Source organism: Priestia iocasae, assembly GCF_016909075.1.
Lineage (GTDB): Bacteria > Bacillota > Bacilli > Bacillales > Bacillaceae_H > Priestia > Priestia iocasae.
Genome location: NZ_JAFBFC010000005.1, coordinates 45,279 through 58,017, shown reverse-complemented (window position 1 = coordinate 58,017; position 12,739 = coordinate 45,279). Strand labels below are relative to the sequence as shown.

Below are 12,739 nucleotides of genomic sequence, written 5' to 3'. Positions count from 1 at the left end.
TTATAAGTTCGTTTGTCGTGCTTCTTCTGTCGCTTCAATTAAAGCAGAGAGCTGCTGAACCGCTACTTTCTCTAATTGATGATAAGACATCGTAAACAACTCTAAGCCTTCACGCTGATATTGGCGCATCGGATCTTCTTGGCTATAGCCTCGTAACCCAATTCCTTCTTTTAAACGTTCCATTGCTTCAAGGTGCTTAATCCATTCTGCATCAATGACATTCAATAGAAGAGGCTTTAATGCACGCTGGAACGCTTCATCCTCTTTATAAGGCTGTAGCGCAGTTACATAATCACTGATAGCTGGTGACAGAACCTGTTCAATTTCTTCGCGGTCATGTACCGTTTGTGGTAATGTCACTTCTTGATGAACAAGAATATCGTTCATTTCTTGTGCTAAAGCTTGCACGTCCCAATCTTCCGGAAGTAAATCCTCTGGGCAGTACTCGTTTGTGATGTAGTCTGCGTGTGATGAAACCATTGGCTCTACGATCGACACGATGTCATCAGAAGCGAGTACTTTATCGCGAAGTGAATAAATAACCCCACGCTGCTCGTTAATCACATTGTCTAGCTTTAGATTGTATTCGCGTACGGCATAGTTACTCCCTTCGCAAATACGTTGAACACGGTCAACAAACTCCGTTATCTTGCTATTTAAAATCAGTCCTGTATCGTCTGTTTTCATTGTTTGTTCAAATTTCTCGGTTTCGTCTTTGGCAAAGCGACGGAACATCTCGTCTTCAATTGAAATGAAGAATTGTGAGCGACCTGGATCACCTTGACGGCCAGAACGACCTTTTAACTGGTTATCAATGCGACGAGACTCATGGCGCTCTGTTCCAAGAACGAATAGACCACCTAACTCTTCGACACCTTCACCAAGCTTAATATCTGTTCCACGTCCAGCCATGTTTGTCGCAATCGTGACTTGATGCCTTTCTCCTGCACGTGAAATGAGATCAACTTCTTGCTCGACACTTTTTGCATTAAGCAATTGATACGAAAGGCCAATTTCTTTTAAGTAGTCGGCTACTTTCTCAGACTGAAGAATCGACGTTGTCCCAATTAAAACAGGCTGTCCTGTTTCGTGAACACGTTTTGCTTCAAGTGCCATTGCTTGATACTTTTGATCAATTGTTGCGTACACACGGTCCGTTTGATCTTCACGTTGAATGGAGCGGTTGGTTGGAATTTGGATAACGTCCATCCCATATAATTCTTGAAATTCTTTTTCTTCCGTCTTTGCTGTACCTGTCATCCCAGAAAGAGTTGGGTACAAACGGAAGTAGTTCTGAATGGTAATGGATGCTTGTGTCTTGTTTTCTTCTGTAATTTCCACGCCTTCTTTTGCCTCAATGGCTTGATGAAGACCGTTGCTTAATGTGCGTCCTTCCATTGGGCGCCCTGTGAACATATCAACGAGTAAAATCTTATGATCCTGTACGATGTAATCCACATCACGTGTAAACATGACGTGTGCACGTAGAGCTTGAATCATGTAATGATAAAGCGTTTGGTGCTGAAGCTCATAAAGATTTTCAATGCCAAACCCTTTTTCAATTTTTTCAATTCCTTCATCTGTAAAGCTTGTCGCCTTTGTTTCTTCATCGAAATGATAGTCTGCGTCACGTTTAAACGTTTTCGCAATACGAGTGCATAGCTGGTGGAAGTTTGCACTTACTCCACTCTTTCCGGCGATGATTAGAGGTGTTTTGGCTTCATCGATTAACACACTATCCACTTCATCGACAATGGCAAAGTGATAAGGACGTTGTACGCGTTGAGTGCTTTCATACACCATGTTATCACGTAGGTGATCAAAGCCAAACTCATTCCCAACTCCATATGTAATATCTGCTTGATACGCTTGCTGCTTTTCTTCTAGCCCCATCATTGGTAAGTTAAGTCCAACCGTTAAGCCTAGAAATTCATGAATTTGTCCAATTAGCTCTCGGTCACGCTTTGCTAAGTAGTCGTTCACTGTGATAACATGCACACCTTTTCCTTCTAGCGCACGTAAGTAGCTAGGAAGAGAAGCGACGAGCGTTTTACCTTCTCCGGTAGGCATTTCCGCAATGTTTCCTTCTGATAAAACAAGACCTCCAATGAGCTGAACGTCAAAGTGTCTCATATTTACCACGCGTTTTGCGGCTTCCCGAACAGTGGCAAATGCTTCTGTGCGAATATCAATAATCGTTTTACCGTTCTGTAATTGTTCTTTAAACATCACTGTTTTATGTTGTAGCTCTTCATCTGAGAGCGCAGCGAACTGATCTTCAAGAGCGTTAATCTCTTCTACTAACTTGTAGTATTTTTTGATGCGCTTTTCTTGGCTGTCACCAATCATTTTTTTGATGTAAGATAACATCTTTCTTCTCCTAGCCTTTCTAACTAATTTTCTAGGTTTAGTATAGCATTGTTCAATTCCACTTTCATCTTAAATTGGCAAAGTCTATCTGTAATTCCATATCCAATTTTAGGAATAGAAGAGCGATTTAGTTCTATTTAACTATTAATTAGAAAAAAATATATTTATATGAAACTTTTACCTATTATATACGTCTATAGTAGAGTAGGAAAAATTTTGTAATTAACAGGGGGCTTTTGAGAAATGAATCACTGGAAAAAGAGAGCTGTTGTCGCTAGTATCGCTTCATCATTAGTTGTTCCGAGTGTTGTATCAGCCGCACCAGCTAGTGTGGAGAAGCCAGAATATGATGTGAAAGAGCGATTAGGCTTATCCGCAAAAGAAAAGAGCAAGTTACTTTATAAACAAAAGCAAGAAGAAATGAAAAAATATAGCGAAGACACTATCATCGTTAAATACAGCAAAAAGCTGTCAGTAGCTGATCACCGTCGCCTTGGTGGACAAGTTATTCGTACATATCCTGAGTTTGGGTATGATGTGGTGAAATTACAAAAAGGGAAGAAGCTTGAATCTACTTTAACAAACTATCGTAAGGCAAGTGGTGTACACAGTGCAGTACCGAGTGTGAAGGTTGAATTATTAGGTGGGCAAGCAGATCCGAAAGCAAAAGAAATGTATCACTTATCCTTGCTTCAAATTGACAAAGCACTAACACTTGCAGGGGAAAACAAAGTGAAAGTCGCGGTTATTGACACAGGAATTGATGTGAATCACCCTGAGTTGAAAAATAAAGTATTAGCTCCGTACAACGTTTCTGATCCAGCCAATCCAGGCTCTCCAGCTGAACACGGTACTCATGTAGCTGGCATTATTGCCAGTGAAGCGAATAATGGAGTAGGTGGAAAAGGTGTAAACCCTAATGCATCCATTTTACCAATTGATGTATTCAGTGGAATGCTAGGAGCAAGTGATTATGTAGTGGCAGATGGGATTTTGCATGCCATTGAACAAGGTGCGAACGTCATTAATATGAGTATTGGTAGCTTTTATGAGTCTCCAATTATTAAAGGCGCTGTTAAAAAGGCTGTTGATAAAGGAATTGTTGTTGTTGCAGCTGCGGGGAATAGTGGAAATATGGAATATGAATATCCAGCATCGTTTGACGGGGTCATTAGTGTTGGGGCAACAAACGATAAAAACCAAAAAGCATACTTTTCAACATATGGTCCAGGGATTGATGTTGTGGCACCAGGTGAAAATGTCTATTCATCGCTTTACACACCATTCAAAGGTTCAACATTTGCTAACATGAGTGGGACATCGATGTCATCTCCAATCGTAGCCGGTGTGGCTTCACTTATTAAGTCAAAATATCCAAAGCTAGATTCGTATCAAGTGAATTACATTCTACAACAAACAGCGAAGGACTTAGGTAGTAAAGGGTTTGACCTAGATTATGGTCATGGATTAATCGATCCAGTAGCTGCTTTAAAGATGGATGCCAAAAACATTCCTTCGTTTAAAGAAAAAACAGCAGCGGAAGTGCTAAAAACAGCTGTAGCGATTAACGCTTCAAAGCAGGGTGTAACGAAAACAGGTTCGTTAAAAGAAATGAAGCAAAAAGATTGGTATAAAGTAGATGTGAATAAAGGTGACTATGTTCAGTCTATTTTAGAAGGAGCGGCAAACTACGACTATAAGCTAGAGCTACGCTTCTATCCAGAAGGGAAAACAGAAAGCAGTAAACCTGTTGAAATTCAAACAGTAAAACAAAGCGAAGTAGAAGGATATCTGTATAAAGCCGATAGCAAAGGAACGTTAGTCATTGGCGTAGCCGATCGAAATGAAAACTACAGCAAAGAAGGAAAATCAACGTACCAATTAAAGGTGATGAAAGATCAGCCAAACCAAGAAGAGAAAGCAACAAAAGAAAATCCAGTTAAAATTGAATCGCTACCGTTTAAACAATCAGGCTTGCAATTATTAGGCGAGCAAGATGCAGCAGATAAGCACTATTACACCTTTACATTTGATAAGCCAACAAAGCTAAATGTTGATTTGTCTGCTCTTCCTGGTCTAGACACAGAATTAAGAATTTATACAGCTGACATGTTCAATGAGGAACCACCGGCTGATTTACCAGAGTTTGAGAAAGAAATGTGGCCTTATCCTGAATATGTAGGTAATATGAATGGCTATAGTAAGGGAGAATCATTGGCGTTTGAAGCAATGCCAGGAATGGAATACGTATTAGAAGTTTCTTCAGAAGCGACATCATTTGCATCCATCTTTGACTTTTTATTCTTTGGCGGTATGATGAGCACGAAAGGAGCTGCATCAGCAGGCGCACTTTTACCATATGAATTAAAAGTAGACACGAAAGAGTTACCAGAGGATGAAGATGGATTCCCAGTTCAAGCGGTAGAGCTAACACCTGAAGAGATTGAAGAAATGATGAAAGAGATGAACCCACAAAGTAAGCTTGATCGAAAATCAACGAACGTACTAGCAGATCCATATAATATGGAAATGTTCTTTGGCTTCTCCGAGTACGGAAAAGAAGAGCTTGCGCTTATTAAGGAAAATGCAAAAGAAATGACGATTGGCCAGACCCAAGAAGGATATTTCCAAGTCATGGGTGACCAAGATTGGTACAAGTTAAATCTAGATGAATCTGCTGTTTATCAGTTTGCGATGGATAAGTCTAAAACTTTACAGCCAAGCATGACCATTTACGAATATGATGAAAAGTCAGATAGCATTTTTGAAGTATACAGCTCATGGTTTGAAGAAAATCCAATTCTTCATGCAAATTCGGCAGAAAAAGCACATGCGACACTTCATTTAGATAAGTCAAAGCAATACTTTGTTAAGACAGACAATATGGGCGCTCTGTCATTTGATCCATATAAACTAACATCGAAAAAGCTAAAAGACGAGCTTCCAGATGCACATGAAAATAACGATACAGACATTCAAGCAAAAGTATTAAAGACAGGAAGCAAAGTGAAAGGCAACTTTATGAAGCAAGGCGACGTGGATATGTTCTATTATAAGCATCGTCAAGCAGACAGTTTATATGGCTTTTATTTAAATCCGTTACAAGCAAGTGCGTCTGAAAAAGCAGGCTTACCATTCCACTTTACATTACCGTTAGATCCACTTGCGGTCATTGTAGAAGATACAAATGGTAACATGCGTATGGATGGTAGTGAGATTAATAGTGCTATGTACTATGATCGAGGCTGGGGCAATGAACCTGAAGCTGGCTCGTTTAAAGCGAAAAAAGATGTGGGCTACTTCTTTGTTTTAGAAAGCTGGACAGGTTCTAACGTCAATGGCTATGAGTTATCGTTGAATGCATTAAACACAAAAGATGAAGATGCTCATTCAAAAGTGGTGAACAACATTCCATCTAAACCATTATCATTAAAGAAAATCAATGATAAGAAATGGGAAGCAAAAGCATTCTTAAATGCAGGTGTACCATTTGGTGACAAAGACTACTATCAGTTTGATGTTGCTGCAAAAGGAAACTACACATTTACGTTCCAAACACCAGTTGAGTTAGATGGAGTTGTGACGGTGTATAATGCGAAAGGTCAAGTCGTGAAAAAGCTTGATCATTATATGATGGGTGATCAAGAAATTGATACGTTATCATTAGAAAAAGGAAAATACTTTGTAGAAGTAAAAGATGCTGATTTACGTTCAAGCAGCAATCCGTACACATTAACAATTCAAAAGCAGTAACCCGATAGAAAAGAGATCTCTACTATTAATGGTAGAGGTCTTTTTTTGTTCTTCAATAAAAGAAAGTTTATGATAAAATCGAAGAGAATTGGGTTCTAGTAGGTGTATAGAGAAGGAGGACATGAATGAAACGAGTTATAAAGTCTCTTATTTTAGTAGGAGCACTTTTCTTCGTGGTACAGGCAAATGATGCACATGCACACGTTGTCGACGAAACAAAGGTAAAAAGTGCACAGTCAGATTATGAACAGTATTATCAACTCATTGCTACATATAAAGGTGAAAGTGGCGTAACCATTAAAAGCTATAGCTCTGAGTGGGGCACAACAGCTAAATTAAAAGAACTAGAGCAAGAGCTACGCCAAAACAAATATGGAAAAGAAATCTCTCTCTTAAAAGAAGTCATTATTTTTCCGAACGCACCTGCGGGTAAAGGTGTGTTAGGACAGTATTTTGCTGAATATGAGCTAAACAGAAAGCAGCTTCTACCAGGACGTAAAATTCACCTCTATAACGGAAACACAAATGAAACGGTCGAATCACTCGCATTAACGCTGTCACATGAATATGGCCATCATTTTACGTTTTATCACTTGTTGAATAGTGAACGTCTGCTTCCGGACGAGTGGTTAAAGTCAGATTATGCGAAGGTGCGTGAATTAGCACAATATCCAAAAGCAAATGTGGGAGATGGAGAATACATATGGATGCTTGCTGAGCTTTTAGCAGAAGACTATGTACAGCTTTTTGGTTCAGAAAAGGCGCTATCTCAACATATGCAAATGAACGCACAGCTACCAACAGCGTTCGAAACGAGCGGAATGCAGGCATATTGGCAAAACTATGTGTCTTCACCGGAATATACGATTCAAACACCTATTGCATTAAACTTAATCGATTATCGACCAAACAGTGTAAATAGCCGTTACGTTGATTTACAGCTTTTTTATCAAAACCTTCAAAGCAAACAAGCTTATTTAGTTGGTCAAGATTATGAAGGGCGTTATGCTCCGTTGTCTCTTGGCTCTGTTACAGGTGGGACAAGTAGTGAGCAATGGCTGAATCAAAGTGACCTTCACACGAATCGCTGGTTAGTGGATAAAACAAGCATTGATCAAGTAAGCGTACAAGCCGTTCAACATTCAGAACGAGGCTTTAACCGTGGCTCTTCTAAGTTAAGCTTATCGTATCAAAACTTGAATCTAGCCAAGCGAAGCAAAGAAGAATTGATTCAGGAAGAAGAGAACCGTGCTTATTATGCTGGAGAAATGACGTATTTGAAAAAGGCAACTCCATATTTCAGTGGAGTGAATGGAAAAGAAATTGGAACGCTACCGATGTACACACCGCTTCAAGTCATCAGCGGTCCTCATCAACAATCAGACACGGTTTCATTGTATAAAGTGAAGGGCTATAACTTTGAAGGATATGTAGGAGAGTCACATCTTCAAAAAGGAAGTGTAACGTTCTTTACCGATATGACCGGTGACGACCCAGAGCTTTCTGCAGCAACAGCGTACCTACAAGTAAATGACATTATTACAGGCTACGGTGATGGTACGTATAAGCCGCATTCGATCATTAAACGTCACCATGTCGCGAAAATGTTAGTGGATGCGCTAAATTTAAAATTGCCAGAGGGGTATCAAGTAAAAGCAACAGATATTAAGCCAACTGACCTTTACTATGAACAAATGGCGATTGTTGAAGCTCACGGCTTAATGGGAGTAGGAGGGACGTTTCAACCTACAGCGAATTTAAGTCGCTCTCAAATGGCATCCATTTTAACGCGAGCGTATGAAGGGACGTATAAGTCAGCATCAGAGCAACGAACGTTTAAAGACGTTCCAACGTCTTATCATAGCTACGAAGCTATTAATCAATTAGCGTTCAACAAAGTGACAACTGTAACAGATTACTACCGACCAACCGACTCTGTATCACGCGGACAGTTTGCGCTGTTCTTAACGAGATCAGCTCAGCTAAATGAATGAATGAAAAACCCCACGCATCTAGTAGTAGCGTGGGGTTTTTCATTATAGACCGCGGTATAAGAATGTCGCAAACTGTGCGCGGTTCACTTTATTTTCTGGCTTGAATGTACCATCTTGGTAACCAGTTGTAATACCGGATGCCGCCAATTGATTGACGTATTGATTGGCCCAATGATTTGAAGGCACATCGTTAAAGTCTGTTGATGCTGCTTTTTGTAAATGAAAGGCTTCTGCCAATACTTTTGATAGTTGCGCGCGAGTTAAGCGTTCGTTTGGACGGAAGTTTCCGCTTTGATCACCGCTCATGATACCTTTTGAACGAAGTGCGTTAATGGCACCGACTGCCCAGTGACTTGATGATACATCTTTAAATGTTTGTTTACGATTCGACATCGATAGATTTAAAGATTTGGCAAGAAGTGCAGCCACTTCCGCTCTTGTAATGCTTTCGTTCGGTTTAAAATAGCTTCCTTCATATCCTTGAATAATGTCGTTATTCGCTAATGTTTTAATTTCGTCATGAGCCCAATAAGATGTGCCAGCGTCACGAAATTGACCTTGAGCTAATGGATATGAAAGAACACGTCGAGCTCCTATGTATTTACTTCCCCAGTAATACGGGTCGTTAATGTTTGAGATGCTAATTCCTTTTGAAGAAGAGGAATGAATAAACTGGTTATCTCCTATATAGACACCTGCGTGTGATGGAATACGACCTGTTGTATTAAAGAAGACGAGATCTCCAACACGTAAGTTATGCTTTGATACGGCTTGTCCCACTCGATACATATCAACAGTGGTGCGTGGTAGCTTAATTCCAGCTTCTTTAAACACATATTGTATGTAGCCAGAGCAATCAAACCCAGTTGGAGCAGTTCCACCATAACGGTAAGGAACACCCATGTATTTCTTAGCAGCTGGGATAATCTTATCATAGTTCACTAATGTCGAATTCGCACTAACATTAGTAGGTTGATAGGTAAATAAAACTATAAAGATTGATGAAAGTATTCCGAATAGTAAACGTCTAAACATCGTAATGACACCTCATAAATAGTAGTTATTCCCGAAATTTGTAGTTATTTAACGTATTTTCTGAAAATAGTCTACCATAAAAAAGAAGCATCTTATTTTACAATTATGTAACAAATAGTGAGAATAATTAATTCTAATGTCTCATATTGTAAAAATGTTGATTCTTTAGGTTATGAATAAAAAAACCTATTTTTCTACAAATCTATGTAAAAAAGTGTTGAAACTTACATAGAAACATGTAGAATAAAAGGTAGAGTTTGCTAAAATGTCATGTAAATGGAATAAACACAGACAAAAATATAACTTATAAATCCATTTATGAAAGATATTGACAATAAAACTAGCAATAACTATACTATAATTTGTAATTGTTAACAGCTAGTGTTAAGAGCTTTCGATATACATATAGTACAAATCTCTTAATGTTAGTTTAAATATTTTGAAACAACCAAGGGAGGAAATAACTCAATGGCTTACCAACCAAAGTCTTATCGTAAATTTGTAGCAGGTACTGTTACAGCAGCAGTAGTTGCTTCTGCACTAGCTCCAGTAGCAAGCGCAGCATCATTCTCAGATGTGGATCCTAAGGATTCTCATGCAGCTAATATTGAAAAAGCTGTAGAATTAGGATTAGTTAAAGGTAAAGACGGCAAATTCATGCCTTACGAAACAATCACTCGTGGTCAAGTTGTTAAAATTCTTGCTCGTCAAGTAGGAGATGTAGACACATCTAAAACAGAAAACTTTGAAGACGTAGTAGGTCACACTGATGCAGAATTAGTAGAAGCTGCATTAAAAGTAAAAGCTGCTGGCGTATTTGAAGGTGCTAACGGCAAACTTCTAGCTGGTAACAAAATCTCTCGTCAAGCAATGGCAAAAGTTCTTGTTCGTGGCTTCGACTTAGCTGATCTTGTAAAAGAATCAGACGTATCTAAAGTAAAAGACCTTGATGCTGCAGATGCAGATCAACGTGAAAATATCGAAATCCTTTCTAAGTTAGGTATCACTAACCAAGAAAACTTCAATCCAAAAGGATTAGTAACTCGTGCACAATTCGCAACTTTCATCATCAACACAATTAATGCAACAGAAGAGTCAGTTGAAAATGTTGCTGTATCAACTACAGATGCTGTAACAACAGTAACTGCAGATGTTCGTAACGCTGAAAAAGCAACTGTAGCAGTATTTGCTAACGGTGATACTTCGAAAGATGCTGCAGCTACTAAAGAAGTAGAAGTTAAAGACGGTAAAATCTCTACTTCATTTGCTGACCTTCCAGTAGGTAAACACGTTGTACGTGTAACAGCAGGCGAAGCTAAGAAAGAAGCTGAATTTACTGTTGTAGAAGTAAAAACAGTAGTTAGCTCTGTTGAGGCAATTAATGCAGAAGAAGTCTTAGTTACTTTTAACAAAGATATGAGCTCAAATGCTTCTGAACCAACTAATTATGAGCTGAAAATCAATGGAGTAAGTAAAACTGCAGATATAGAGAAAATCGTAGTTAAAAATAAAACAGCTTTAATTCGTCTTAAAGATGGAGTTGTTTTCAAAAGTGGCGACAAGTTTGTGTTACAAGCTAAAGATTCAATCAAAGATGTTTCAGGTAAACAAATTGAAAGATTCGCATCTGAAGAGATTGCTTTTAATGTAACAACTGCTCCTGCTATTACTAAATCTAGCTATAATGGAGATAAGCTTGAATTAGAATTTAACAGACCAGTTAATACAACAACAACATTAATTAAATTAGATGGCATAGCGTTAAACTCTAAAACTCTAGTAGCTGCTGATGACGATGCTCCTGGAAATTATGTATACACTGTAACTTTAACTCCTGATGAGAAGAAACTTGCTAGTAAGTTAGGCTCTCATGAAGTTGTTATTTTCGATCTTCAGGATACAAAAGGTACAGTTGCTAATAGTGCGAGTGTAGCAACGTCTTCTTACACGGTAACTCAAGATAACGAAGCACCTGCTGTTAAGGCGGTTAAAGCTTTAAATGCAAACAAATTCTTCATCGAACTTAGTGAAGGAGCTACAACTGTAACTAATGCATCATTTACAGTTAAAAAAGGTAACTATACTTTCACTGTTGGGGGAGATAATACTCAATTAGCAACGGATGCAGGTACAAACGTTGAAAAGAATAAAGTTTATTACGAAGCTGGTTCTTTAGATGGTAAGCCTGGTTATTATGTAGCAATTACTGAACCTGCTACTGGTGAATTAAATCCATTATACGGATCAGGTCAAAGTAATGTTACTTTAGATGTAACTTTTGAAAACTATAAAGATTCTTCTAACTTTGTTGGTGCTAAGTATCAAGGCTCTATCACTTTATCTAAAGATACTAACAAGCCAGCTATTGAGAAAACTAATATTGATGTAGCTAACAAAAAGCTATTAGTTGATTTTGATGGTGAATTAGATGCAGCACCTGCTTCTACTGATATTGTAGTTCGTGATAAAGATGGCGTAATTATCGCACCTAACAATGTAGCTTTGGGTACCGATAAGTCTGTAGTTGAAATTACAGTTTCAAGCGTTACAGATGAGCCATATACGGTAGAATTTGCTGCTGAAAAAGTTAAATATGCAGTTGTAAAGAATGATGTATCTAGCTACAATCTAAATGCAAATAAAAATGATAAATTAACGGCAACTGTAAAATCAACAGCTAATAACTTCTTTAAATATGTAGAATTTACAGCAGCTGGTTCTGCACCTACAGTTACTTCAAATGCAATTACTATTAACTATGGTGTAGATATGGACAATTCAGCTTTAAATGTAGCGAATTATACTTTAGATGGCAAAGCTTTACCTACAGGTACTACAATTGATTTTGTAGGAAACAAGAAGAATGTAAAAATTACTCTTCCTAAAGAATCGTTTGCCACAACTACTCAATATAAGTTAACTATTAAGTCAAGTGTAACAACTAAAGAAGGTGAATATGTTGTTGGTAACTTACAAACTAAATCTTCTTACGAAACAGTACTGACACTAGAAGACAATGTTAAACCAGTACTTCAAGAAGCTAAGTATGTAATTGTTAATGATACTGATACAACTACAAACACTTTATTAGTTAAATTCTCAGAAGTTCTTTCTGGAACTCCTGAAGCAGATGACTTTAAAGTAGTGCTTCAAGGTTCAGTTCAGACAGTTTCTTCAATCTCTAATTTAAATACAACTGATGAGTATGTTGTAATTAGCCTAGCTAATGCAGTAAATATTGCTCAATCTTCTACAATTGAAATTGTACCAGAAGGATCTACAAATCCTGTGAATACTACATTAAGTGTAGTAGACGGAAAAGGTAATAAAGGTACAGGAAGTGCAGTTGCATCAACAACTACGAAAGATAGTAAAGGTAACTAATAAAATTATAGAGAGTGAGCATCACTCTTCAAATCTTGTCGAAGATTATTAGATGAGAGAAAGCCCGGTAGAGAGAAATCTCTGCTGGGCTCTTTTGTTTTTGAATTTTTTGTACGTACTTAATTTATACTATGACCTAACTATCCTTATAATAAAAAGGCGATAAATAAAAGCTTTGTGAGATGCTAACCTTTGCTCATACA

The 12,739-nt window shown here is 38.1% G+C and carries 5 protein-coding genes; 3 read left to right on the top strand and 2 right to left on the bottom strand.

Annotated elements, in window-relative coordinates; all coding sequences use genetic code 11:
• The gene (gene secA2, locus JOC83_RS14070; protein WP_205188024.1) at window positions 1-2,370 is read right to left on the bottom strand and encodes an accessory Sec system translocase SecA2; all 2,370 of its coding nucleotides are present in this window, start codon (window positions 2,368-2,370) and stop codon (window positions 1-3) included.
• A gap of 243 nt (window positions 2,371-2,613) precedes the next feature.
• Here secA2 and JOC83_RS14065 point away from each other — a divergent pair, with 243 nt between their 5' ends.
• Both JOC83_RS14065 and JOC83_RS14060 read left to right on the top strand, forming a co-directional pair.
• Window positions 2,614-6,123 carry a S8 family serine peptidase gene (locus JOC83_RS14065; protein WP_205188023.1) on the top strand — a complete coding sequence of 1,170 codons (3,510 nt, stop codon included), beginning with the start codon at window positions 2,614-2,616 and terminating at the stop codon, window positions 6,121-6,123.
• 125 nt (window positions 6,124-6,248) lie between these two features.
• The gene (locus JOC83_RS14060; protein ID WP_205188022.1) at window positions 6,249-8,117 is read left to right on the top strand and encodes an S-layer homology domain-containing protein; all 1,869 of its coding nucleotides are present in this window, start codon (window positions 6,249-6,251) and stop codon (window positions 8,115-8,117) included.
• A 42-nt stretch (window positions 8,118-8,159) separates the two neighbouring features.
• On the opposite strand, the gene JOC83_RS14055 is transcribed toward JOC83_RS14060, so the two are convergent.
• Window positions 8,160-9,152: a C40 family peptidase gene (locus tag JOC83_RS14055; RefSeq protein WP_205188021.1), complete on the bottom strand. Its 993-nt coding sequence runs from the start codon at window positions 9,150-9,152 to the stop codon at window positions 8,160-8,162.
• Window positions 9,153-9,620: 468 nt separating this feature from the next.
• Here JOC83_RS14055 and JOC83_RS14050 point away from each other — a divergent pair, with 468 nt between their 5' ends.
• Window positions 9,621-12,536 carry an S-layer homology domain-containing protein gene (locus JOC83_RS14050; RefSeq protein ID WP_205188020.1) on the top strand — a complete coding sequence of 972 codons (2,916 nt, stop codon included), beginning with the start codon at window positions 9,621-9,623 and terminating at the stop codon, window positions 12,534-12,536.
• Window positions 12,537-12,739: the final 203 nt, after the last annotated feature.

What these genes read in the sequence shown, in the direction of transcription:
- JOC83_RS14060 (WP_205188022.1), top strand. Translation starts at nt 6,249, where the DNA reads ATGAAACGAGTTATAAAGTCTCTTATTTTAGTAGGAGCACTTTTCTTC.
- JOC83_RS14050 (WP_205188020.1), top strand. Translation starts at nt 9,621, where the DNA reads ATGGCTTACCAACCAAAGTCTTATCGTAAATTTGTAGCAGGTACTGTT.
- secA2 (WP_205188024.1), bottom strand. Translation starts at nt 2,370, where the DNA reads ATGTTATCTTACATCAAAAAAATGATTGGTGACAGCCAAGAAAAGCGC.
- JOC83_RS14065 (WP_205188023.1), top strand. Translation starts at nt 2,614, where the DNA reads ATGAATCACTGGAAAAAGAGAGCTGTTGTCGCTAGTATCGCTTCATCA.
- JOC83_RS14055 (WP_205188021.1), bottom strand. Translation starts at nt 9,152, where the DNA reads ATGTTTAGACGTTTACTATTCGGAATACTTTCATCAATCTTTATAGTT.